Genomic DNA, 24,777 nt, shown 5'->3' on the forward strand with positions numbered 1-24,777 from the left:
CCATGAGCCACACCATCAAGGAAAAGCAAAAGCTGCTGAACCGTGTCCGCCGCATCAAGGGACAGGTCGAAGCGATCGAACGCGCGCTGGAGGACGAGCGCGGTTGCAACGAGATCCTGCGCCTCATCACGAGTGGTCGCGGCGCGATGAACGGCCTGCTCGCGGTCGTGCTGGAAGATCACATCCGCAGCCATCTGGTCGACGCCGAACATCACGCCGATGAAGGCAGCGCGACCGAACAGCTGATCGAAGTCGTTCACAGCTACTTCAAGTAATCGAGGCCGCAATGAACGACTTCAGGAACGACGCCTTCGGCGCAGGGCACGACCACATCTTTCTCGGCGCGGCGCACGAGCAGAACGAACGCAGGACCTGGATGGTCATCGCGTTGTGCGCGGCGATGATGGTGGCCGAGATCGTCGGCGGGTCGCTGTTCGGCTCGCTGGCGCTCATCGCAGACGGCCTGCACATGTCGACCCATGCGGGCGCGATGCTGATCGCCGCGCTCGCCTACACGTACGCTCGCAAGCATGCCAGCGACCCGCGCTTCGTGTTCGGCACGGGCAAGCTCGGCGATCTGGCGGGCTTCACGAGCGCGATCGTGCTCGCGATGATCGCGCTGCTGATCGGCTACGAGGCGGTTGCGCGCCTGCTCGCCCCGGTACCGATTCATTTCGGCGAGGCGATTCCGATCGCGGTTGCCGGCCTGCTCGTCAACGTCGCGAGCGTCTGGCTGCTGAGCGGCGATCATCATGGTCATAGCCACGGGCATGGTCATCACCATCACCACGGGCATGCGCACGACGCTCACGAACACGACGAGGACGCGCACCGGATCTTCGATCAGCAAGGTGTATTTGTCGTATCGGTGTTCGAGGATGGCGTCCCGCCGGTTTTCCGTATGGCCCCCGCGACGCACGATACTAAGCTCGTCGACGCGAGCGCCGTATCGGTGACGACGATCCGTCCTGACGGCACGCGGCAGACGTTCACGATGGAAAGCCGCGGCGCTTACCTGGAATCGACCGACGACATTCCCGAGCCGCATGAATTCAAGGCGATCGTCCGCTTGAACGGCCGCGAGCACGCATTGGCGTTCGAGGAGCACGACCATCGCGGGTCCACGGCGGCGGCGCGCGACCACAACATCCGTTCCGCGTATGTCCACGTGATCGCCGATGCGGCCGTGTCCGTGCTGACGATCGTCGGGCTGCTGCTCGCGCGCGCGTTCGGCTGGATGTGGATGGATCCGCTGGCCGGCATCATCGGCGCGCTGGTGATCGCGAACTGGTCGTACGGCCTGATGCGCGACACCGGCGGCATCCTGCTCGACATGAATTCGGACCGTCGTCTGACGGACAATGTGCGCGATGCAATCGAAGGCGTGGGCGACCGCGTCGGCGACCTGCATGTCTGGCGGCTCGGACCGGGGCACATGAGCGCGGTCGTGTCGGTGGCGACGGCGGACCCGCAGCGGGATGCACGCTTCTATCACGGCGTGCTCCAGCGTTTCAGGAACCTGTCGCATGTCACCGTCGAAGTGATGCCGGCGACGCGAGGGCAGTAGACATGGCGGTCAAATCCCCTTGCGTCGACGTGTGTTCGTTCGACGGCCGGACCGGCTACTGCGTGGCATGCCTGCGAACGCGCGACGAAGCGCGCGGCTGGAAGAAGATGACGGACCACCGGCGTCATCAGATCGTGAACGACCGCGCGCGGCGGCACGCGAAGCTGACGCGGGAAACAACCGACTGATTGCAGGCTTGCGCGGCCGGACAGCGACACGCCGCGCGTGTATGCGTTCATCTATTGCCGACGACGCACGCCGCGTGGGGCCGCCAGCCGGCCCGGCACGCGTCGTCGGCAACGCTCAGCTTTTACATCTCGTATCGCAACGTCGCCATGACGCTGCGCGGTGCCCCCGGCAGGTTGAGGTTCGCGTTCGAGCCGTGTGCCGAGACGATATAGCCCTTGTTGAACAGGTTGTAGAGGTTCAACTGGAGCGACATCGGGCCGCGCGCGTACCAGGCCATCATGTCGGCCGTCACGTAGCCCGGCAAGGTCACGGTGTTCTGCGGATCGGCCATCCGCGCGCCGACGAAGTTCAGGCCGCCGCCAACACCGAAACCGCTGCCGAGATTCTTGGTCAGCCACAGGTTGCCGGAGTGACGCGGCGTGAGCGTGGCCCGCTTGCCCTGCAATGCAGCGGTCGAGTTCGTGACGGTGGCATCCAGGTACGCGTAGCCTGCCAGCACGCGCCAGCCGTGGCTGAGCTCGGCTGCGCCGCTGAGTTCCACGCCGTCGGTCCGCTGCTCGCCGATCGGAATCAGCGCCGTGCCGGCCCCGTTGGTGATCTTGATGTTGCTGCGATCCAGCCGGAACACCGAGATCGTCGTGGTGGCCTTGCCGCCGAGCCAGTCGTACTTCGCACCGATCTCGGTATTGGTCGTGATTTCCGGCGCGAGCTCCGCATTGTTGGCCGCGAGCGAGAACGCCTCGCCTGACGGCTGGAACGAGCGGCTCCACGACACGTAGTACGACTGCGTGCGGGTCGGCTGCCAGACCAGGCCCAGGCGCGGGCTCCATGCGGTGTCGGTACGCGACAGGCCCGGCTGTTTGGGACGGCGGTCGAGCGTCTCCTGCTCGAAGCGGTCGTAGCGGATGCCGACCAGCGCCTTCCACTGATCGTTGAAGCTGATCAGATCCTGCGTGTAGAACCCGAGCGTCTTGAAGATGCCGAGGTTGTTGGCGGCCGGCGTGGTCGACGTATGCAGCGGCAGCGTCGGCAGCGCCGGCGCGAACAGGTCGAAATTCATCGGCTTGCCGTTCGCGCCGGTGACGGGGGCCGAATAATTGACGAGATCCTTGTTCTGCTGGCCGAATTCCATCCCGTACAGCAGCTCGTGCTTCATGCCGAACAGCGTGGCCTTTTGCGTGAGATCGGTCTGGTTGAACCAGCCGTGTTCCTCGCGATAGACGTTGCCGTGATTCAGCGTGAACGTCCGGTTCGCTTCGTTGACGCTGCCGACGAGCGTGTTGTTCCGGTCGAGCGAATAGTGATAGTAGCGAGTGGCATTGCGGATCGACCACTGTTCGTTGAACTCGTGCTTGATCGTCGCGGTGCTCGAATAGACACGCGATCGCGAATAGTCGACCTCGCCGGCGTTCGCCGCGCCGTAATAGGCGGAGGCCGGCACGTCGACCGGCCGTCCCTTGTAGGCCGGGATGCCGAAGTCCGTCACGCGGCGATCTTCGAGGTAGTCGGCCTGCAGCAACACTGTCGTCTTCGGCGCGATGCGGAACTCGAACGACGGCGCGACCGCCGTGCGATTCAGAAACTGCTGCGACCGATAGCTCTTGGCTTCCTCGTGCGCGCCGGTTATCCGGAACGCGGCCGCGCCGTTCGCGAGCACGCGGCCGACGTCGGCTTCGACCCGGCGATCGGCCCACGAACCGTAGCTGACACCCAGGTTGGTGACGTCGACTCCGGGCTTTTTCGTCACACGATTGATTAGTCCACCTGAAGAACCCCGGCCATAAAGAACGGCGGCAGGGCCCTTGACGACTTCTACGCGATCAACGTTCGACAGATCGCGGAAATAGAGCGCATCGTCGCGAATGCCGTCGACGAACTGGTCGGCAATCGCGGAGAAGCCGCGAATGGTGACCTGGTCGCGCTGACCGTCGCCGGTGGAAAACCCGACGCCCGCGACGTTCTTCAACACGTCTTGCAGGGAATTGGCGTGCTGATCACGCATCACTTCGGCCGTGACCACGTTCACCGTCTGCGGGATATCGCGCAGCGGCGCGTCGATCCGGGTGGCGCTGACTGCGTTGGTCGGGTTGTAGCCTTCTCCCGGGTCGCGGACCGCGCTCGCGTTCACCGAGACGGCCGGCAACATGTCGGTCGTCGCGCTCGTCGGCGCGGCGGTGTTTTCCTGCGCGAAGGCCGCGCCAACCATGATCGGCTGGCACGCAACGGCGGCCAGTACGGCGCGTCGTGCCGGGTGCAATACTCGTCTCATCTCCCAACCTGTCGTGTGCGTAATGATTCGTAATTTCGTAACGCGACGCATTATCATTTGAAAGGAATCGAAGGTCAACAAGTGTTGCAATGCCCTCGATTGTTGATTTGTCTGATGTTTATGCAGCGCGATGGGCTGGTCGTCACGCATTGCGTGTCGATCCAGTCGATATGTGCGTCGGTCTCGTCCAGAATGTGCTCGAGGATTTCCGCAGGACACGTGTTCCTGTACGGATTTCGCAGCAAGTAAGTACTCGCTGCGACAGGCAACCCCCCGGCGTACGGCGCCCCAACCTCGAGGTCGACCCGTCATGAGCGTTCCATCACCGATTGCCGGCAAGCGTGCGATTCCACGGACCGTGTGGGCGCTGGGCCTCGTCAGCCTGTTCATGGACCTGTCGTCCGAGCTGATCCATGCGCTGTTGCCGATCTATCTGGTGTCGACGATGGGGATGAGCGTCGTCGCGCTCGGCATCCTCGAAGGGGCGGCCGAGGCGACCGCGATGATCGTGAAGGTGTTCTCCGGCGCGATCAGCGACTGGCTCGGGCGCCGCAAGGGATTGCTGCTGCTCGGCTACGGCCTCGCGGCGTTCACCAAGCCATTGTTTCCGCTCGCGTCCACCCCGGCCGTGGTCGTGACGGCGCGCCTGCTCGATCGCGTCGGCAAGGGAATTCGCGGCGCGCCGCGGGACGCGCTGGTGGCCGACGTCGCACCGCCCGAAATCCGCGGCGCGTGCTTCGGCCTGCGGCAGTCGATGGATACCGTGGGCGCGTTTCTCGGCCCGATGCTTGCCATCGCGCTGATGTTGTTGTTCGCGGACCGCATCCGGACCGTGCTCTGGTTTGCCGTGGTGCCGGCTTTCATCGCGATCGCGCTGATCGTCTTCGGCGTGCGGGAGCCCGATCGGGCGGAATCGCAACGGCGCTTTCGCTCGCCGCTGCGCTGGCGCGCGCTGCGCGAGTTTCCGCGCAGCTACTGGTTCGTCGTCGCGGCCGGCGCGACCTTTACGCTCGCGCGTTTCAGCGAGGCGTTCCTGGTGCTGCGCGCGCAGCAGACCGGGCTCGACGCCGCCTGGATCCCGGCGGTGATGGTCGCGATGAGCGTCACCTATTCGCTGTCCGCCTGGCCGGTCGGCATCCTGTCGGACCGGCTGGATCGACGCGTGCTGCTCGCCGCCGGCATGGTGCTGCTGATCGCGGCCGACCTGCTGCTCGGCATCGGCACGTCGACGATCTCGATGTTCGTCGGCGTGGCCGTGTGGGGGCTGCACATGGGCTTTACGCAGGGCATCCTCGCCGCGATGGTGTCGGAAACCTCGCCGGCCACGCTGCGCGGCACCGCGTTCGGCGTATTCAATCTCGTGAGCGGCATCTGCATGCTGCTCGCGAGCAGCCTCGCCGGCGCGCTGTGGACGCATTTCGGCGCATCGACCACGTTTCTCGCGGGCGCCGCGCTGGTCGTGGTGCCGCTGTGCCTGTGCCGGTTCATGCCGCGGCCCGGCACGTCGGCGGCGTGATGCGTCGGATGGCGGTTGCGCGGATGTCCCGCGTACGGCCGAGCTGAGCGCCGGGCGCCACGGTGCGCCTGTCCCGAACCGGCGGCGTTGCGCGTCCCGCTGCGGCAGAACGCTCCGGCACCTACACCCTCCTTGCCCCGCCATCCTCCCTTTCAGAATTGAAAGATGGCCCGGCGTTTGCGATAGAATGCCCCCCCTGTTCGCCGTGGCCGTGCCCGCGGACGGGCTCCGGCACTCGAAACGGCGCACGCCGTGCTCGCGGAATTCCGTTCCCGTTTCGATGCCGGCGATCGACCTGCCGTTGGAAACACATGTTCCGTAATTTGGATTGCTAATGAAGAAGAAGCACAACATCACCCGGTACATCGTCATCGCGATGGCGCTGGGCATCGCCGTGGGCTACGCCTGTCATAGCGCGTTTCCCGACCCGAAAATGGCCAGGGAAGTCGCCGGCTACGTGTCGTTGCTGTCCGACGTGTTCCTGCGGCTGATCAAGATGATCATCGCGCCGCTGGTGTTCGCGACGCTGACGGTCGGCATCGCGCAGATGGGCGACAGCGGGTCGGTCGGCCGCGTGGGCGTGAAGGCGTTCGGCTGGTTCTTCATCGCGTCGTTCACGTCGCTGGTGCTCGGTCTCGTGACCGCGACGATCCTGAAGCCGGGCAGCCACCTGAGCCTGCCGCTGCCGGCCGCCGATGCGACGCTGAACCTGAAGACGGCCGCATTCACGCTGAAGGACTTCGTCGTCCACCTGGTGCCGAAGTCGATCGCCGAGGCGATGGCGAACAACGAGATCCTGCAGATCGTCGTGTTCTCGATCTTCTTCGGCACCGCGCTGTCCGCGCTCGGCGACGCCGGCAAGCGCCTGACCGGCGTGATCGACGATCTCGCGCAGGTCATGCTGAAGGTGACGGGCGCGGTGATGTGGTTCGCGCCGGTCGCCGTGTTTGCGGCGCTGGCATCGACGATCACGACGGAAGGGCTCGGCATCCTGCTCACGTTCGCGAAGTTCATGGCGAGCTTCTATCTGGCGCTGGCGCTGCTGTGGGGCGTGCTGACGCTCGCCGGCGTGACGTTCCTCGGCAAGCGCGCGTTCACGCTGATCCGCCTGATTCGCGAGCCGTTCCTGCTGTCGTTCGCGACGGCGAGCTCCGAAGCCGCGTATCCGAAGCTGCTCGACGCGCTCGACCGGTTCGGCGTGAATCGCAAGATCTCGAGCTTCGTGCTGCCGATCGGGTATTCGTTCAACCTCGACGGCTCGATGATGTACTGCACGTTCGCGGTGTTGTTCATCTCGCAGGTGTACGGGATCGACCTGCCGCTCGGCACGCAGATCACGATGCTGCTGATGCTGATGGTCACGTCGAAGGGGATGGCCGGTGTGCCGCGCGCATCGCTCGTCGTGATCGCGGCGACGCTCAGCCAGTTCCACCTGCCGGAAGCCGGGCTGCTGCTGATCATGGGTGTCGACATGTTCCTCGACATGGGGCGCTCGGCGACCAACGCCGTCGGCAACTCGATCGCGGCGGCCGTGGTCGCGAAGTGGGAGGGCCAGCTCGGCGATCCGCGCGACGACGCGGATGCGGGCGGCGGTGGCGAGATCAAGCAGGTGGAGGTGCGGGAGACGGCGACGTCCGCGTGATTTCCCTGATGTCGTAATGTGCGCCGGCCTGGATTCGACCTGAATTCGGGCCGGCGCGATACTCGCGGTCGGTCACTTCGTTACCCGCATCCGGCGATTTTTCCGATTCGCCGAAAAACCCTCCGTTATTTCAATACGTCGCATTCGAACCGGCGACGATATTTTGCAACGCGCAAGCCTGCCTTTCCCGATAGCGAACGTGCACGCGTAAGTGATCATTCACTCTCGCGCAATTGCGCACGCCTTCTGCGCGAGCGGTTCGCAATTTTTTTCGATTTATATAACGCTATTCTCGACGCTGCCGATTATCGAATGCACGCCCGATGTAATACCGACTGCACCGGATGATTTAGCGGAAGTATTTACGCATTGTCGATTTCAAACCATCCGGCTGCCCTTCGTGTGAATGATTCCAACATTCAGGAGAACCTCAGCCATGGTCGCCAGAAAATCGATTCGGGCCGTGCTGCTCGCCGCCGCGATCGCCGCGATCGCGCCTTACGGATATGCGGGTAATACCACCGACTGGCTGGCGAATACATATGGCACGCTCGCGGCGCACGTCGGCAACGTCGCGCGTTCGATGTGGGTCGCGCCCGAAGGCGTGATCTACACCGCGTCGATGTGGGACGAGGATGAGGGCGGCGTCGCGATCTACCAGAACGGCAAGAGCGTCGGCTCGATCGGCGCGCATTCCGAATTCCAGGGCAGCGCGATCACGGGCAACGCGACGTCGCTGTTCGTCGCGCTGCAGCCCGGCAGCACCTACGGCAGCGGCGCGGTCGGGCGCTACAACCGCGCGACGCACTTTCGCGACAAGCTCATTCAGGTCACCGCGGCGACGAACCAGCCGCGCATCGACGTCGTCACCGGGCTCGCGACGGCGGGCTCGCTGCTCTACGCGAGCGATTTTTACGGCAACCGCGTGCGGGTGTTCACGACCGACGGCGTCTGGCAGCGGGACATCGGCGTGTCCGCGCCGGGCGCGCTCGCGGTCGACGCGGCGGGCAACATCTGGGTCGCGCAGAAAAGCGCCGGCGCGGTCGTCGAATTCAGCCCGGCCGGTGCGCTGCTGAACACGATCCGGCTGGCTGCCGGGTCGCAGCCGTCGGCGCTCTATGTGGATGCGGCGGCAGGGGAGCTGCTGGTCGGCGACGAAGGCCCCGACATGAACATCAAGCGCTATACCGTATCGGGCCGGCCCGCGCTGGCCGGCACGTTCGGCGTGCGCGGCGGCTATCTCGACACGACGGCGGGCATCAAGGGGCAGGTCGGCGCGAAGCGCTTCACCCGGATCGTCGGCATCGGCAAGGACACGGGCGGCAACCTGTACGTGCTCAACAACCCGTGGGGCGGCAGCTGGGATCTCGGCCGCAACGGCGCGACCGACATTCACGCGTACAGCAGCACCGGCAGCCTGCGGTGGACGCTGCAGTCGCTCAACTTCGAAGGGATCGCGTCACCCGATCCGGTCACGGACGGCGCGCTGTTCTACAGCGGCACGCACATCTACGGCGGCACCGCGGGCGGCACCTTCGTCGCGAATACGGTCGATCCGTTCACGTATCCGTCGGACCCGCGCATCAACATGAACGACACGCAGCGCGACGAGCACTTCGGCCTGCTGACATCGGTCGGTGCGAACCGGATCCTCGTGGCAGCGGGACAGAATCCGCCGGTTTACTACTTCTTCCACTTCAACGCGGCCAACGGCTATGTCGCGATTCCCGACGGATCGATCCCGGGGCCCGCGTTCAACACGACCCTGCGCGTGTCGGCCGGCTTCAGCCTCGACAGCAAGGGCGGCGTATGGGCCGGCCTCGACAAGACCGGCGCCATTTATCACTATCCGCTGACCGGCTTCGATGCGAGCGGCAAGCCTTCGTGGGGGCCGGGCGTGCCGACGCCGGTGCCGGCCAGCATCCAGCCGCTGACGCGCGTCGTCTATCTCGCCGACAGCGACACGATGGTGCTCGCGCAGGGCGTGGTCGGCAGTACGGACTGGACGTCGATCGGCACGCGCATCGAGGTGTATCACGGCTGGAGCGCGGGCAACACGACGAAGCCGAATCCGGTGATCACGCTGCCGCACAGCGGCGCGAAGTCGATCGACGCGGCCGGCAATCACTTGTTCGTCGGCTACTGGTTCAGCAGCAGCGGGCCGCTGTGGCCGAACATCGACGCATTCAACCTCGACACCGGCAACCTCGACACGACGCTCGTCAATGCCAGCCCGGCGACCGTGGATACCAGCAGCGCGATCGATGCGATGTACAGCGTGCGCGCGTACCGCCGCTCGAACGGCGAGTACGTGGTGACGAAGAACAACGTGAAGGGGAACAGCATCACCGTTTATCGGTGGACACCTTGAGCGCGGCGCCTCGAATGCAACGATGACACCACGATGGCTGTCATCGAAACGTCTTCGCTGTAACCACATGTAATAGGTCGGCCCGCAATGGAGCCGGTCATCCGCTTGACACTGGGCGGCGCTGTAATTCCGGCACGTCGGCGATAGCCGACGCAACCCATTCGATCGCTTGGCACAGGCCCTCGCCACCGCGCGACACGGGCAGACAGGGCCAGGATCATGCCGGACACGTCAGACGATAATCGCCCCATTGTTCAAGAGGATTCCTATGAAACATAGCCAGGTCAAGCGCGTGCTCCGGCTCGGAGCCGTCATGTCGGCCGTGCTGCTTGCGTCGCAGGCGCACGCGGATGGGTTCAATGCAGCCGATGCCGCTCGCGTGCCGAGCGGTCAGTTCGTCACGCCGCTGGCCGTCCGTGGCGCGGTCCAGCAGTTCCTGAATCCCGGGTTGCCGGCCTATCCGCATTTCGTCGCGGGGGAGGCCGTGCGCTCGCAATTGAGCCCGGACGGCAAGACGCTGGCGATCATCACCGCCGGCCAGAACTCGCTGTACAAACCGGACGGTTCCGTCGACACCGCGAACTCGACGCAATACATCTTCCTGTACGACGTGGCGGGCGCGAACAAGACGCGCCCCGTGCTCAGGCAGGTGCTTCAGCAGACCAACGCGTTCGTCGGCCTGGCGTTCTCGCACGACGGGAGCACGCTCTACGCGACCGGCGGCAGCGACGATGCGGTCTACGTCTATGCGCAGCACGGCGGCACGTGGGCGCTGTCGACCACGATCGCGCTCGGCCACGGCGGCAAGGGCGTCGGCTTCCGCGTGCAGCCGAACGCGGCGGGACTCGCGCTATCGGCCGACGGCAAGACGCTGGTGGTCGCGAACAACTACAACGATTCGATCAGCGTGATCGATACCGCGACCAACAACGTGCGCTACGAGCACGACCTGCGCCCGTTCTTTGCGGGCAACGAAGGCCGCAGCGGCGACGCCGGCGGCACGTTCCCGTTCGCGGTCGTCGTGAAGGGCAACGGCGTCGCGTATGTGTCGTCGGATCGCGATCGAGAAATCGTCGCCGTCGACGTGTCGTCGCCGTCTCGCGGGCGGCTGGTCAAGCGCATCAAGCTGGACGGCAACGCGCTCGGCATGACGCTCGACGCGTCGCAATCGAGGCTGTTCGTCGCGCAGGACAACGCCGACCAGGTCGCGGTGATCGACACGAACACCAACGCGATCGTGACGCGGATCGACGCGCGCGCACCGGCCGGTGTGCTGGCGCACGGCCAGACGCACACGGGCGCGGCGACGTACGCGGTCACGCTGTCGCGCGACGGCCGAACGCTGTATGCGACCAACGCCGGCGCGAACGAAATCGCCGTCATTCCGCTCGTCGGCGAGCGCGCGTATCGCGTCACCGGCTTGATTCCGACCGCCTTCGAGCCGCACGACGTGACGTTCAGCGCGGACGGCACGTGGATGTACGTGGTGAACGGCAAGAGCACGACCGGTCCGAACCCGGACCACCTGGCCGGCGCGACCCCGGCGCAGGCCGCCGCGTCGCGCGCGTCGAACGAATACCAGTTTCAACTCGAGCGCGCGTCGCTCGTGAGCGCGCCGGTGCCCGCCGCCAACGAACTGCCGAAGCTGACGCAGCAGGCCGCGCGCAACAACTTCTATCGTCCGGAAGACAACGACCGGGATAACGAAGTGATGGGCTTTCTGCGCCGTCACATCAAGCACGTGATCTACGTCGTCAAGGAAAACCGCACGTTCGACCAGGTGCTCGGCGACATCGGCAATGGGGCCGACGGCGATCCGCGGCTCGCCCAGTTCGGCCGGAACATCACGCCGAACTTCCATCGGCTGGCGAGCCAGTTCGTGACGCTCGACAACTTCATGAACCCGGGCGACGGCAGCATGGACGGCTGGTCCTGGGCGCTTCAGGGGCGCGTCACCAACACCGAGACGATTACGCAGCAAATCAACTACGCGGCGGTCAATCGCGGCCTGTCGTACGAGAGCGAGGGCACGAACCGCAGCGTGCCGGTCAACTGGGAATCGGTGCAGCAGCGCGATGCGGCAGCCGGCCCGGCCGGCACGACGAACTACAGCAACGCGGCGGCCGGCCTGCCGGGCGGCGCGGCGAACCTGCTGCCCGGCACCGGCAACCATGCGTCGTCCGATGCGCCGTTCGGCCCCCAGCGCGGCTACATCTTCGACGCGGTGCTCGCAGGCGGCGGCACGGTCCGCAACTACGGATTCCTCGTCAATAACATCGGCAGTATCGGCACGGCCGCGAACCCGATCGTCGACCCGCGTGCGTCCGGCGTCGTCCAGGTCGCCGCACTGGATCCGCGGCTGGCGTCGATGACCGACGTGTACTTCCGCGGTTTCGACCAGACCTATCCGGACCAGTGGCGCCTGAACGAGTGGAAACGCGAGTTCGACCAGTATGTCGCGAGCGGCAACCTGCCGACGCTGTCGCTGGTGCGCCTGTCCCACGATCACATGGGCGCGTTCGGCACGGCGTTCGCCGGCGTGAATACGCCGGAAACGCAGCAGGCAGACAACGATCTGGCGGTCGGCCGGCTCGTCGAGGCCGTCGCGAAGAGTCCCTATGCGAGCGACACGCTGATCGTCGTGACCGAGGACGACGTGCAGGATGGTCCCGACCACGTGGATTCGCATCGCGGGCCGGCGTACATCGTCGGGCCGTACGTGAAGCAGGGCGCGGTGATCCGGACGCGCTACAGCCAGGTCAACGCGCTGCGGACCATCGAGGACGTGCTCGGTACGCAGCACATGAACCTGAATACCGCCTACCAGCGACCGATGAGCGACGTGTTCGACGTGCATGGCCCGGCGTCGTGGAGCTATACGGCCGTCGCGTCGACGGCGCTGAAGGGCACCGGGCTGCGGCTGGCCGAAGGGGCGGGCGAGACCCTGCTGCACTACGCGGCCGGGCCCGATGTCACGCCGACGCATGACGCGGCGTACTGGGCGACGGTGACGGCGAAGTTCGACTTCGACGATGCCGACGAGGTGCCGGCGGATCAGTTCAACCGGGTCTTGTGGAAAGGCATGATGGGCTCGAAGCCGTACCCGAAGCTGCGGGGCGTGACGCAGAAGGTGGCGAGCCGCGACGACGATTGATCGTCCGGGCGGTCGGTGTGGAAGGCGGCCCTCTCGGCGGGAGGGCCGTGTTTTTTGCGAAGCGTGCGGGGGCGGTCGACTGGGATGCTCGATCTCACGCGCGCCATATCAGATTCGCACTGTGTTCCGTTTCCGATGCGAGGCGAAAACCGAGGCGTTCGTAGAGTCGCCGTGCGGGATTGCCGTGCAGCACGCTGAGCGATACGGGCACGTGCGCACGTGCGGCTTCGACCAGCAACTCGCGCAGCACGGCTTCGCCGATGCGTTGCCCTTGCCGGGCCGGCAGGATCTGGATCTGGTGAACGTGCCATTCGTCGGCGGAGCGTGTCACCTTCAGCAATCCGATCGCGTTGACGCCGGCACCGGCGCTTTCGCAGACGATCATCGCGTCTTCGAAGTTCGCCGCGATGCGCCGGTGGTGCGCTGCATCGTCGGCAGGCGCGCCGACGCGTTGCAGATGCTCGGTCATCATGAGCCGGCGCAGCATCAGCAGAAAGGGCAGGTCGGACGAGGATGCGGGACGCAGGCGGATCGCCGGTTTCATGAGCGATGGGGATGCGCTCGGGGCTCGAGCTTCGACGCCGATGATTGCAGCAATCGCGACACAGGTCAAAGCCCCGGCAACTGAATCTGCCGCCCCGCCGGGCGATGCTCGAGGACATCCGTGACTTCGTATTCGGTTTTTGCTCCGTCCGAGGTTTGCCACTGCTGCATACGGACATTGCAGACGAGCACGTCACCCTTGCTGAAACTGATCTGGCTGTTGTTCACGCGCGACAGGAAGCCGGCATCCGTGATCGCCGCGTGAATCGTCGACGCGCCGTCGTACAGCCGCCACTTGTTGTCGTCCTTGAACGCGAGCGACACGATTGAGAACGCCATCTTTCGATGTTCGTCGAGAAGGAGCGCGTCGGTTTGTCCGGGCGCGTGAAACCACGCGATCTCATCGCGGGTGATCGTCTCGACTACCTCTGTGTCGGTGCCGGTCGCGAAAATCACGATGCCGTCGCGCGCAAGCGGCGCAAGCACGTGCTCAGTGGCCTGTCGAACGCCGACGTCGCGCAGCAGCGTGAGGACCGACAGGTCGATCTCGAGTTGCTCGCCGTCCACGTGCAGCGTCGCGGTGTGGTCCTGCATCTGCACCCGCTGGATCTCGCGCCCGCGCAACCACTTGAGTACAGCGAAGAGCCCCTTCCTCGCCTTCGGCGCGGCGATGCCGAGCGCGGTCAGGATCGTGACCGCGTTGGCAAGCGCCGTGCTTTCGTTGCCGCTCAGTAGGTCGCGCATGCGGCCGAGCAGCGAGGTCGCGAGCGTGAAGTCGATCCCGAAGCTGCCGGTCTTGAAGCTGCCGCGCACGTTCACGCGCGGCCGAACCTGATCGCCGCACAGTGCGCGTGTCGACGCCTCGAGCAAATCTCCGATCGCAAGCAGTGCGGGCGCGAGTTCGCGCACGTCCATTTCGGAAGATTCGAGTGCGGGCCCGTCGTAAGTGACGCGAAATCGGCTCATGGTGTCGAGGTGGCCGAATTCGGCCGGGCCGGTACGGTTTTCATGGCGTGCGGTCATGCGAAATGTCGGCTGGAGACGTGGACGATACAGGAATCGAATTCGTTCGGATGCCTTGCATGTTAAGCGCGATCGATCGGCTGCGCGCGACGTTGGCCATCAGGCCAGGGCGATCGTCCGACGTGTCCCGACAGTGCCCTGCAAGCATCGAACTTTTCCACTACTTTCCCGGTGACGACCGCCGACTCGTGCGTGCAGCGGGTTACGCCGCTTCCGGCCTGCGGGCGATCCGCTCGCGGATTTCGGGCGACGCCAGGCACATCGCCACGGCTTCGTAGCCGGGCGCACCACGGTAAGGCGCCACGCGGGAAGGCGGATGGTGATTCGCCGGACACAGGATGATCGCCTCATCGGGCCCGACCGCCGACAGATCGAGGATGGCCGACGAACGCGTCATCAGGAACAACGGACGCGCGTCGGCCGCGGTGCGTGCACGCAGCCACGCGATCAACGTCTGTTGCGTCGGCCGGTCGAGATTCTGTTCGATCAAATCGACGACCAATGCGCTCGGGCCCGGCGCTTCGAGGCATGCAAGCAGCGCGGTCAGGGCCGGCGATTGCGTCGCGCCGCCGTCGGCGAGCGACGCCAAAGCGCGCGCCACACGCGCGTGCCACGCCGGGTCGGCCTGCAGCGCCGCAGATGACGCAGCAGCGCCGTTTTCCAGCCGATCGAGTCCCACGAACACCGCGCCGGGCAGCGCCTCGGCCAGCCGCATCGCCAGTCGCGTCTTGCCGCTTCCCAGCGAGCCGATGATGTAGTTCAACGGGCGAATGTCGCGAAACTCGAACCACTCGCCACCCCACGGCCACGGCAGATTGAACGCGACACCGGCGCCGCGATCGTCCAGCAGCTGCGTCAGCTCCCCGTCGGACGGCATCCGGCCGCGCGCAAGGCCGGTGCGCATCGCACGCACTCGATCGAGCTTGTGGACGAGATCCTGAATGCCGAGGTCGAGCGCCGCTTCGTGAGCGGCCAGCGCGTCATCGAGACTGCGCGCGTCGCCACCGAGCACGCTCGAAACTTGCGCCAGGCTCAGGCCAAGCGCGCGCAGCGCGACGATGTCGGCCGCGCGTGCGAGGTCCTCGGGGCCGTACACCCGATAGCCCGCCGGCGTTCGCTCCGGCGCGACGAGGCCGTGCCGCTCATAGACCCGCAGCGCCTTCACCGAGACACCGAGCCGCGCGGCTGCCGCCGAAGCGCTCAAGCGAAGCGTGGACGTGCCCATTCGTCACCCCTGTCTGCCGTCGATTCGACACCGCCAGCATAAAGGCGACCCCAAGGGCCGGGTCAAGCGCGTTCACGCAATCCGGTACACGCACATCGCATTGTCATGCCAGATCGCCTGACGCGCCGCGTCGTCGAGGTCCGCCATCGCGCGGGCAAACGTACGCAGCAACGCCGGATACGTCACGCGCAACCCCGCCACCGGAAAATTGCTCGCAAACAGGCAGCGCTGCCAGCCGAATATCGCGATCGTGTCGCGGATGATCCGCGCGTTGTCCGCCTCGTTCCACATCGCGTCGCGCAAGCCGAGTTCCGAGATCTTCACGGTCACGCGCGGCGATGCGGCCAATGCTTCCATGCCGCTGCGCCACCGCGCGAGCCCAGCTTCCGAGCGATCCCACGGCAGCCCCGCGTGTTCGAGCACGACGTCGATATCGGGCGCATCGGCCAGCAGCGCGGCCGCGTCGCGGAGATGCCAGAACGGCACGCGCAGATCCCAGCCGAGGCCATACGCGGCGAGCCGCTCCAGCGCGGCCGGCCAGCGCGGATCGCGCAGCGTGCCCGGCCCGTCGACGGACACATCCGGCGCCGCGGCGGTGCGCGGCTTGAACCGCACGCCGCGCACGCGCGGCCACGCGGCCTGTTCGGCGAGCCGCTCGTGCGCATCGTCGGCCAGCAGGTCGACCCACGCGACGACGGCCGAAGGCAGCCCGTGCGCGGCCGCGACCTCGTGCAGCCAGCGCGTTTCCGCGAGCGCTTCGTCGCGCGCCCGTTCGGCCTCGACGTGCACGCTCGCGACGATCGGCGCGCGCTGTGCGGCATGCCGGTAGTCGTCCACGCCGAAGTCGCGGCACAGCGCCGCGTAGTCGCCGAACATGAAGCGCGCCGGGTCGTAGCATTCCTGCAGCCACGGATAGTGCGCACCCGCGCCGAGCTGCCACAGGTGGTGATGCGCGTCGACGATGGCCGCCGGCAGCGCGTCGCCGTGCCGCTCAGCGCGCGCCTGCGAGCACATACGACGCATCGGGTTCGCGCAGCGTCGGCCAGGCGCCGACGAACCGCCACGCATCGAGATCGAGCTCGCGCACGTAGTCGTCCTGGAACGACACGTACGCGACGCGCCGCGACGGATGGAACGACAGCGCGGTCGGGTTCGCGGGCAGCGCGACGCGTTCGATCTCCTCCAGCTGCCGCGTATCGAACACCGAGATCGACCGCTCGCCGGAATTCGTCAGCAGCAGCAGGTCGCGGCCGTCCGGCGCGCTGGTGCGGTAGATGCGGTTCGGATCGCTGCGCGTCTTCACGCGGCGGCCGCAGGTCATCGTGTCGGTGTCGATCTCGACGAGCGTGTCGTCGCCGCGATTCGCGACGAACAGCGTGCGCTCGTCGCCCGACAGCGCATTGCCTTCGGGACGCGGGCCGGGCATCACCGCGCGCGGCGCGACGGTCGCGTCGCGCGGATGGAACTGCGTGACCGTGTTCGACAGCAGATGCACGCCGTACGCGCGGCTTGCATCGCGCGTGAGCGTCACGAGGTGGGTCTTCACGCCGCCGGACGGCACGGCCATGTTCGGCACGCTCTGGCGGGTCGGTTCGTCGAACACGAGCAGCATGTCGTGCGCTTCGCTCATCGCGTACAGCCGGCCGTCACGATCGGTCGCCATCCCGTGCGGCCGGTAGTACGGCCACAGGTCGAGCATCCGCGTATGCATGCGCTCGACGAGGTCGATCTCGGCGATCCGGTGATCGCCTTCATGGCCGCGCGACCAGGCCGTCTCGATCCCGAAGATGCCGACGTACGCGAATCGTTCGTTCACATCGACGGTGAATTCGTGCGGGAAATTCGGCAGCACGAGATGCTTGAGCGCGGCTTTCGTCTCGAGGTCGTAGAAGCTGAAGGTATGGGCGCATTTCTGCACCAGCAACAGGATGTCGTTCATGGTGTGTCTCCGTTGTTTCGTTCGCATGACTGCGTGTTCGCGTGTCGGTGCGCGTCAGCCTTCGCAGCGCTTCGGCAGCGTCAGCGCGAGCAGGCCGGCCACCGCGAGCGTGACGGCGAGGCTGTACACGCCGGCCGCCGCGCTCACGTGCTGGGTCAGCACGCCGACCGCATACGGCCCGCAGAAGCCGCCGAGGTTGCCGAGCGCGTTGATCAGGCCGCGCGCGCTGCCGGCCGTCTCGACGCTGCACAGCTTCGGCGGAATCGCCCAGAACACGCCGGCGGCCGCCTGCAGGAAGAAGCCGCAACCGATCAGGAACGCGAACGACACGACCATCGATGCATGCGTGAGCACCGACAGCGCGAGGCACGCGGCGAAGCCGACGAGCGGCAGCAGCACGAACAGACGGCGCTTGCCGGTTCGGTCTGACAAATACGACGTGGCGAACATCCCGATCACCATCGCGACATACGGCAGCATCGCGAGCAGGCCGACCTTGCCCATCCCGCCGTGCGTGAGGTTCTTCAGCAGAGTCGGCAGCCACATCGTATAGCCGTAGATGCCGACCTGATAGCAGAAGTTGATCGCGATCAGCAGCCAGATCGTCGGGTTGCGCAGTATCGCGCCGAACGACGCGGCGGCCGGCGCGCCGGCGGCCTGCTTGCGCGCCTGTTCGTCGCGCAGCGCGTCGAGGATGTACGCCTTCTCGCGCGGCGACACCCAGCGCGCGGTTTGCGGGCCGTCATCGGCGAACATCATCCACGCGAACAGGCACAGCAGCGACAGCGCGCCGGCGCTGAAGAACAGGTGACGCCAATCGTACGCGGCGAGGATGAAGCCGGACAGCGGCGCGGTGATCATGCCGGCGAGCGGCACGAACATGATGACCATCGCGTTCGCGCGGCCGCGTTCGCGGTCGGGAAACCAGTGGCTGACCATCGTCAGCACGACGGGCAGCATCCCGCCCTCGGCCACGCCGAGCAGGAAGCGCAGCGTCAGCAACTGCCACGTGTGGGTGACGAGCCCGGTCAGCACCGACAGCACGGCCCAGCTCACGAGCGACCAGGCGATGAAGGTCTTGCCGCTGCCGAGCGCCGCGCGCCGGCCGCCGGGGATCTGCAGGAACAGGTAGCCGAAGAAGAAGATGCCGCCGGCGAGGCCGGCCATCGTCGCGTCCATGCCGAGATCGGCGTTCATCCCGCCCGGCATCGCGAACGCGATGTTCACGCGATCCATGTACGAAACGATGCAGGCGAGCAGCAGCGGCGGAATCACGCGCAGCCAGCGGCGGCGCGGAATGGCTTCGCCGGCTTCATAGGCCGGGGTGGCGGGGTTCAACAGGTTCATGGTGTCTCCGATCCATGTGACGAGCGGCGGCGGCCATCTGTCGGACCGCCGTCACGCCGATGCGCAACGTTGTTGCAGGGGCAACCGGTGTGTGGCTAGCGTCCCCAGCGCAGCACGAGCGGATCGAGCCGCCGCGCCACGTCGAGCAGGCCCGCGCGTACCTCGGGGTGCAGTTCGGGCCACGGCGTGCGCGGCTGGTCGCACGCGATCACGCCGCCTTCCTTCATCAGCGCCTTCGCGGTCAGGAAACCAGACTGGCGGTTCTCGTAGTTGATCAGCGGTAGCCAGCGCGCGTACTGCTCGCATGCTTCGTCGCGGCGTCCGGTGAAATACGCGTCGGTGATCCGGCGGATACCGTCCGGGTAGCCGCCCCCCGTCATCGCGCCGGTTGCGCCGGCATCGAGGTCGGCGAGCAGCGTGATGCCTTCCTCGCCGTCCCACGGCCCTTCGATCGCGTCGCCGCCGAGCGCGATCAGCTCGCGCAGCTTCGACGCGGCGCCAGCCGTCTCGATCTTGACGTACGACACGGCGTCGATCTCGCGCGCGAGCGTCGCGAGCAACGACGCAGGCAGGGCGACGCCGCTCGCGGGCGCGTCCTGGATCATCAGTGGAATGTCGATACCGTTGGCGACTTCGCGGAAGAACGCGCGCACCTGCGCTTCCGGCACGCGGAACGTCGCGCCGTGGTACGGCGGCATCACCATCACCATCGCGGCGCCGCACGCCTGTGCGTGGCGGTTGCGTTCCGCGCAGATGCGCGCGCTGAAATGCGACGTCGTGACGATCACCGGCACGCGGCCGGCGACGTGTTCGAGCGTCGTGCGCGTGATGAGCTCGCGTTCGTCGTCGCCGAGCGCGAACTGCTCCGAGTAGTTCGCGTGAATGCAGATGCCCTGCGAGCCGGCATCGATCATGAAGTCGAGGCAGCGGCGCTGGCCGTCGAGGTCGAGCGCGCCGTGCGCGTCGAAGATGGTCGGCGCGACCGGAAAGACGCCCTGGTAGCGTGCGTTCATGGCCGTGCTCACTCGACGATGTCGAACTGGTCGAGGAACTCGGTCTTCAGCGTGAGACCGAGGCCCGGCACGTCGTCGCGCAATTGCAGGAAGCCGTTCTCGGCCACCGGCTCGCCGTCGAAGATGTAATAGAACAGCTCGTTGCCCACTTCCACGTCGAACATCGGGAAGTATTCGCTCATCGGCGACGCGAGCGTGCTCATCGTCAGGTGATAGTTGTGCATCTGGCCCGCATGCGGAATCACCGGCACGCTGTACGCCTCGCACAGCGCATTGATCTTGTGCGCCATCGTGATCCCGCCGACGCGGTTCGTGTCGTACTGCACGACCGACACGGCCCTGCGGTCCAGCAACTGCTTGAAGCCGTACAGCGAGAACTCGTGCTCGCCGCCGGAGATCGGGATGCGCGTGAGCTGGTTCAGTTCGGCGTAGCCGTCGATGTCGTCGGCGATCACCGGTTCCTCGAGCCAGCGCGGCTGGTATTTCTCGAGCTTCGGCAGGATGCGCTTCGCGTACTCGAGATTCCAGCCCATGTAGCACTCGAGCATCAGGTCGTTGTCGTAGCCGATCACCTCGCGGATCGCCGCGACCGACTTCAGGTTCTCCGTCACGCCCTGCTGCCCGTGCGCGGGCCCGTAGCCGAAGCGCATCTTGAACGCGCGGAAGCCTTCCTTCATATAGCGCTGCGCCTCGTCCTGCATCTCTTTCAGGTCGGTGCGGTAGAGCTTCGAGTAATAGCAGGGGATCTTTTCCTTCGTGCGGCCGCCGAGCAGCTTGAACACGGGCTTGCCGACGCTCTTGCCGAGGATGTCCCAGATCGCGATGTCGACCGCCGAGATCGCCGCCATGCCGATGCCCTTGCGGCCCCACGCGTGGGTCGCGCGGTACATCCGCTGGTTCAGATACTCGTAGTCCCACGGGTCCTGGCCGATCACGAGCGGCGCGAGGTACTGGTCGATGATCGCTTTCGCGATGTGCGGCGCGAGCGCGACGTTGCCGAGGCCGACGATGCCGTCGTCGGTCTCGACTTCGACGACGGTCCACGCATGGAAGCGGAACGTGCTCATGGTTTCCTGCGGCGCGTACAGCAGGTCCATCGCGTTCGAGCAGAAGTTGCCCTGCGGCGGGACGGTCTTGCCTTTCCACTGGAATACGCGGGCGCGCACGGAGCGGATCTTCATGTTGGTGTCTCCTGGAATCGATGTTGTCGTGTGCAAGCGGCGCGCGAGCGTCACGCCGAAACGGCGGGCGTGCGGCGCGCGGCGCCCATCCGGCACGCGATCTGCAGCGCCTGCCAGGTCGCGCCGACGTCGGCCGTGCCGCGCCCCGCGATGTCGTACGCAGTGCCGTGCGCGGGCGTCGTGATCGGCACGGGCAGCCCGCCTTGCACGGTCACGCCGCGCGAGAAGCCGAGCAGCTTGATCGCGATCTGCCCCTGGTCGTGGTACATCGTGACGATCGCCTGGTAGTCGCCGGCCTGCGCCTTCAGGAAGATCGTGTCGGCGGGGAACGGGCCGTGGAACGGCGCGTCGGTCGGCCAGTCGCGCGACTGCAGCTTGCGCACCGCCGGCTCGATGATGTCGACTTCCTCGCGGCCGCAGCTGCCGCCGTCGCCGCCGTGCGGGTTGAACGCGGCGATCGCGACCTTCGGCGTCGCGACGCCGTTCGCGAGCAACGACCGGTAAATCAGTTCGGACGCCTGTTCGATGCGCTCGACGCTCAGTTGGGCCGCCGCTTCCTTCAGCGGAATATGCGACGAGATGCGCGCGGTCCACAGTTCGCCGAGCGTGTTGAATTCGCAGAAGTAGCCTGTCACGCCGAGCGCGGCCGCGAAGTGGTGCAGCTCGTCGTCGTGCCTGAGCCCGCCGAGCTTCATCGCGTACTTGTTCAGCGGCGCGAAGCAGATCGCGTCGATGTCGCCGGCGAGCGCGGCGTCGAGACACTGGTCGAGCACGGTCAGCGTCGAGCGGCCGCCGGCCGCGCCGGGCTGGCCGACCGTGACCTGCGCGGGATCGATCGTGTCGACCGCGACGAACGCGGCGCGCGCGGTGGATGGCCGGCCGCGCACGGCGGCGAGCGATTCGACGGGCTCGACCTCGACCGTCACGCCGGCGACGCGCTGGCCGGCTTCCCACAGCCAGCGGTCGCCGATCAGCACGAGGTTCGCGCGGCGCGTCGCGTCGGGCCGCGCGAGCAGTTTCGCGATCAGTTCGGCGCCGATGCCGGCGGGGTCGCCCAGCGTCAGCGCGACGACGGGCAGGGCAGCGGTGGTCGTCATCGGGCGTCTCCGTGACGGGCGGCGGTCGGTTGCGGGTTCATGCGGTGTCTCCGGTGGCGGCGCGTGGCCGTTGGTCTATGGGGTTCATGCTAGGTAGACGGAATGAGTCGGTAAATTGAAAACTCTTGATGAATCGATAACCTGGAGTAATCGAAATGGGCTCGATCGATCGACGAGACTCGACTCCCCAATTGCTGAACCGGCTGCGGATGCGGCAGATCGCGCTGCTGCTCGCGGTGGATGAATGCTCGACGCTGCACGCGGCCGCCGGGCAGCTGGGCCTCACGCAGCCGGCCGCGACGAAGATGCTGGCCGAGCTGGAAAGCGCGCTCGGCCAGCGGCTGTTCGACCGCGTCGGGCGCGGGCTCGTGCTGAACCCGGCCGGCGAGCGCGTGCTCGGCTATTTCCGCGGAATTCGCGGCAGCATGGAGGCGCTCAATCGCGAGTTGGGCGAGCTGCAGCTCGGCAGCGCGGGGCGGCTCGCGATCGGCAGCATCATGGCCGCGTCACCGGGGCGGCTCACCGAGGCGCTGGTGCGGTTGAAGGCGCGTTATCCGCTGCTCGCGATCGACATCGCGGTCGATACCAGCGACCGGCTGATGCCGCAGTTGCGCGAAGGCGTGCTCGAAGTGGTGATCGGACGCAACGTCGGCACCGATTGCGACTTCCGCGTGGTGGACGACGAGGCGCTCGCGATCATCGCGGGCCGCGACCATCCGCTTGCCGGCGCCGGGCCGATCGAATTCGACGCGCTGCTCGATTACACGTGGATCCTGCAGCCGGCCGGCAGCCCGGCGCGCGAGGTCGTCGAGCGCGAGTTCCGCGCGCGTCACCAGCCGATGCCTCGGGGCCTTGTCGAGACGGGATCGATCCTGACGACGATGAACCTCGTCGACCGTTCGCACATGCTCGGCGTGATTCCGCTGACGGTCGCGCAGCGCAACGCGGAGCACGGGCTCGTGGCGATCCTCGATTACGAGCTTGGCCAGAAGCTGCCGTCGTACGGGAGTCTCGTGCGCCGCGACCGGCCGCTGAGCATTCCCGCGCAGCAGTTTCTCGCGCTGTTCCACCGGGAAGGCGGGCCGGGCGATGACGGCGCCGCGTAACGGCGCGGTTTGCCAGCCGAGGCGGCCGAGCCAGCCGCGCCAGCCGAGGCGACCGAACCAGCCGAATCGGCCGAGCCAGCCAAGCACGCCGAACAAGCCGCGTCGGCCGAATCCGCCGAATCCGCCGAATCCGCCGAACCAGCCGAACCAGCCGAACCAGCCGAACCAGCCGAGGCACCACCATCGCGGAACGCAGTGAAGCGCGACGGCGACGCTGGCGACGCTGGCGAGACGGGGGAGGCAGGCGAACCCGAAGCGAACGGCTTCAGCGCGCCGACGGTGCAACCGGCGCTTCGGCGAGCGGCGGCGTCGCTTCCGACAACGCGCGATCCGGCCGGATCCGCAGCGCGGCGACGATGCCGATCAGCAGCATCGCGACCGACCCGACGAATGGCACCGTCCAGCTGCCGGTGTGATCGACGAGATAGCCGAACAGGATCGGCGACAGGATCCCCGCGATCGCCGAACCCGCGTTCATCATCCCGCTCGCGATGCCCGCGTGTTGCGGCGCGATGTCGCTCGGCACGGCCCAGATCGGCCCGATCGTCAGTTCGAGGCACAGGAACGACCCGGACAGGCACAGCGCGATGCCGGCCGTCGAATGCACGAACGCAAGCGGCAGCAGGCAGACGAGCGCGCCGGTAAAGCTCGTGACGATCACGCTCTGGCGCGACAGCGCGAGGTTGCCGGTCTTGCGATAGATGCGGTCGCACAGCCAGCCGCCGAGCGTGTCGCCGACCACGCCCGCGAAGAACACGCCTGACGCGAACAGCGCAGTCGATTTCAGGTTAAGGCCCTGGCCGTTCAGGAAGAAGGTCGGCAGCCACGTGAAGAACAGCCACGCGGTCCAGCCGTAGCAGAAGTACACGAAGATCGTCGGCGCCATCCGACGGAACAGCGGCCCCCACGGCGTCGGGCCGGATGGCGCTGCCCGGCGGGCGGTCGCAGCGGTGTGCGTGCGGCCGACGCCATTGCCGTCGCCTTCTGCGCGCGGGTACTCGCGGAAGCCGACGACCCACCACACGAGCCACACCAGCGTCACCGCGCCGATCACGAAGAATGCCGCGCGCCACGACAGCCACGTCATCAGCGCGGCGACGATCGGCGGCGTGACCGCGTTGCCGAGCCGCGAGAACGAATGCGTGAAGCCCTGCACGACGCCGCGCCGTTCGCGCGAGAACCAGTGCGTGATCGCGCGGGCCTGCGCGGGCAGCGTCGCGCCTTCGCCGATCCCGAGCAGCAGGCGCGCGGCGAACAGCAGCGCGAGGCTGTGCACGAGCCCGGTCATGAACGTCGACGCGACCCAGATCAGTCCGCAGCCAATCAATGTGATGCGCGCGCCGAAGCGGTCGGCGATCCACCCGCCGCCGATCTGGCAGATTGCATACGAATAGGCGAACGCGGAGAACGCGATGCCGAGCTCGGTATTCGACAGGCCGAGTTCAGCCTTGATCGCGCCGGCCGCGGTCGCGAGGTTCACGCGGTCGACGTAGAGGATGAACGAAAGCGCGCATAGCAGCCACAGCGTGTGGCGCCGTTGACGGTGATCGGTAGGCATGTGTCTCACTCCATTTTCGTGCGCGGCGTTGCAATGA

At 66.6% G+C, this 24,777-nt stretch carries 19 protein-coding genes; 8 read left to right on the plus strand and 11 right to left on the minus strand.

Annotated features, from left to right (window positions below; all coding sequences use genetic code 11):
- Positions 1 to 2 precede the first annotated feature (2 nt).
- Genes ACP26O_RS23095 through ACP26O_RS23105 form a run of 3 tightly spaced genes read left to right on the plus strand, consistent with a single transcriptional unit; the run spans position 3 to position 1,755 of the window.
- Positions 3 to 275 carry a metal/formaldehyde-sensitive transcriptional repressor gene (locus ACP26O_RS23095; RefSeq protein WP_011659988.1) on the plus strand — a complete coding sequence of 91 codons (273 nt, stop codon included), beginning with the start codon at positions 3 to 5 and terminating at the stop codon, positions 273 to 275.
- An 11-nt stretch (positions 276 to 286) separates the two neighbouring features.
- On the plus strand, positions 287 to 1,567 hold the full coding sequence (dmeF, locus tag ACP26O_RS23100; protein ID WP_175659879.1) for a CDF family Co(II)/Ni(II) efflux transporter DmeF: 1,281 nt from the start codon (positions 287 to 289) through the stop codon (positions 1,565 to 1,567).
- A 2-nt stretch (positions 1,568 to 1,569) separates the two neighbouring features.
- Positions 1,570 to 1,755 carry a DUF1289 domain-containing protein gene (locus ACP26O_RS23105; protein WP_059508013.1) on the plus strand — a complete coding sequence of 62 codons (186 nt, stop codon included), beginning with the start codon at positions 1,570 to 1,572 and terminating at the stop codon, positions 1,753 to 1,755.
- 122 nt (positions 1,756 to 1,877) lie between these two features.
- Here the strand turns inward: ACP26O_RS23105 and ACP26O_RS23110 are convergent, their stop codons facing one another.
- The gene (locus ACP26O_RS23110) at positions 1,878 to 4,025 is read right to left on the minus strand and encodes a TonB-dependent receptor (protein ID WP_208446587.1); all 2,148 of its coding nucleotides are present in this window, start codon (positions 4,023 to 4,025) and stop codon (positions 1,878 to 1,880) included.
- A 310-nt stretch (positions 4,026 to 4,335) separates the two neighbouring features.
- On the opposite strand from ACP26O_RS23110, the gene ACP26O_RS23115 reads away from it, so the two are divergent.
- From ACP26O_RS23115 to ACP26O_RS23130, 4 genes are all read left to right on the plus strand, one after another.
- Positions 4,336 to 5,541 (plus strand): MFS transporter, encoded by a 1,206-nt coding sequence (locus ACP26O_RS23115; RefSeq protein WP_175664392.1) that lies wholly within the window; start codon positions 4,336 to 4,338, stop codon positions 5,539 to 5,541.
- Between the two features lie 334 nt (positions 5,542 to 5,875).
- On the plus strand, positions 5,876 to 7,183 hold the full coding sequence (locus ACP26O_RS23120; RefSeq protein ID WP_175664393.1) for a dicarboxylate/amino acid:cation symporter: 1,308 nt from the start codon (positions 5,876 to 5,878) through the stop codon (positions 7,181 to 7,183).
- A gap of 436 nt (positions 7,184 to 7,619) precedes the next feature.
- Positions 7,620 to 9,554: an SMP-30/gluconolactonase/LRE family protein gene (locus ACP26O_RS23125; RefSeq protein ID WP_175664394.1), complete on the plus strand. Its 1,935-nt coding sequence runs from the start codon at positions 7,620 to 7,622 to the stop codon at positions 9,552 to 9,554.
- 268 nt (positions 9,555 to 9,822) lie between these two features.
- The gene (locus tag ACP26O_RS23130; protein ID WP_175701265.1) at positions 9,823 to 12,708 is read left to right on the plus strand and encodes a bifunctional YncE family protein/alkaline phosphatase family protein; all 2,886 of its coding nucleotides are present in this window, start codon (positions 9,823 to 9,825) and stop codon (positions 12,706 to 12,708) included.
- A 94-nt stretch (positions 12,709 to 12,802) separates the two neighbouring features.
- Here ACP26O_RS23130 and ACP26O_RS23135 read toward each other — a convergent pair whose 3' ends face one another.
- The 9 genes from ACP26O_RS23135 to ACP26O_RS23175 all read right to left on the minus strand — a co-directional run bounded on the left by ACP26O_RS23135 (position 12,803) and on the right by ACP26O_RS23175 (position 22,076).
- Complete coding sequence (locus ACP26O_RS23135) at positions 12,803 to 13,252, minus strand: GNAT family N-acetyltransferase (RefSeq protein ID WP_175664396.1); 450 nt, start codon at positions 13,250 to 13,252, stop codon at positions 12,803 to 12,805.
- Between the two features lie 65 nt (positions 13,253 to 13,317).
- The gene (locus tag ACP26O_RS23140) at positions 13,318 to 14,274 is read right to left on the minus strand and encodes a hypothetical protein (protein ID WP_175664397.1); all 957 of its coding nucleotides are present in this window, start codon (positions 14,272 to 14,274) and stop codon (positions 13,318 to 13,320) included.
- Between the two features lie 202 nt (positions 14,275 to 14,476).
- Positions 14,477 to 15,499 (minus strand): MerR family transcriptional regulator, encoded by a 1,023-nt coding sequence (locus tag ACP26O_RS23145; protein WP_175664398.1) that lies wholly within the window; start codon positions 15,497 to 15,499, stop codon positions 14,477 to 14,479.
- 72 nt (positions 15,500 to 15,571) lie between these two features.
- Positions 15,572 to 16,513: an amidohydrolase family protein gene (locus tag ACP26O_RS23150; protein ID WP_175664399.1), complete on the minus strand. Its 942-nt coding sequence runs from the start codon at positions 16,511 to 16,513 to the stop codon at positions 15,572 to 15,574.
- Positions 16,491 to 17,438, minus strand: a complete 948-nt coding sequence (locus tag ACP26O_RS23155) for a YncE family protein (RefSeq protein WP_175664400.1) — start codon at positions 17,436 to 17,438, stop codon at positions 16,491 to 16,493. The genes ACP26O_RS23150 and ACP26O_RS23155 overlap by 23 nt, the downstream gene beginning before the upstream one ends.
- A 54-nt stretch (positions 17,439 to 17,492) precedes the next feature.
- The gene (locus ACP26O_RS23160) at positions 17,493 to 18,785 is read right to left on the minus strand and encodes an MFS transporter (protein ID WP_012365122.1); all 1,293 of its coding nucleotides are present in this window, start codon (positions 18,783 to 18,785) and stop codon (positions 17,493 to 17,495) included.
- 95 nt (positions 18,786 to 18,880) lie between these two features.
- Positions 18,881 to 19,798 (minus strand): dihydrodipicolinate synthase family protein, encoded by a 918-nt coding sequence (locus tag ACP26O_RS23165; protein WP_426356328.1) that lies wholly within the window; start codon positions 19,796 to 19,798, stop codon positions 18,881 to 18,883.
- Positions 19,799 to 19,806: 8 nt separating this feature from the next.
- Positions 19,807 to 20,979: an L-rhamnonate dehydratase gene (locus tag ACP26O_RS23170; RefSeq protein ID WP_175664402.1), complete on the minus strand. Its 1,173-nt coding sequence runs from the start codon at positions 20,977 to 20,979 to the stop codon at positions 19,807 to 19,809.
- Positions 20,980 to 21,029: 50 nt separating this feature from the next.
- Positions 21,030 to 22,076 (minus strand): 4-hydroxythreonine-4-phosphate dehydrogenase PdxA, encoded by a 1,047-nt coding sequence (locus ACP26O_RS23175; RefSeq protein WP_175664403.1) that lies wholly within the window; start codon positions 22,074 to 22,076, stop codon positions 21,030 to 21,032.
- Between the two features lie 155 nt (positions 22,077 to 22,231).
- Here ACP26O_RS23175 and ACP26O_RS23180 point away from each other — a divergent pair, with 155 nt between their 5' ends.
- The gene (locus ACP26O_RS23180; protein WP_175664404.1) at positions 22,232 to 23,182 is read left to right on the plus strand and encodes a LysR family transcriptional regulator; all 951 of its coding nucleotides are present in this window, start codon (positions 22,232 to 22,234) and stop codon (positions 23,180 to 23,182) included.
- A 265-nt stretch (positions 23,183 to 23,447) separates the two neighbouring features.
- Here ACP26O_RS23180 and ACP26O_RS23185 read toward each other — a convergent pair whose 3' ends face one another.
- Positions 23,448 to 24,740, minus strand: coding sequence for an MFS transporter (locus tag ACP26O_RS23185; protein ID WP_175664405.1), 1,293 nt, complete (start codon positions 24,738 to 24,740; stop codon positions 23,448 to 23,450).
- Positions 24,741 to 24,777 lie beyond the last annotated feature (37 nt).

The organism is Burkholderia sp. R-40, assembly GCF_049942845.1.
Classification (GTDB): domain Bacteria; phylum Pseudomonadota; class Gammaproteobacteria; order Burkholderiales; family Burkholderiaceae; genus Burkholderia; species Burkholderia ambifaria.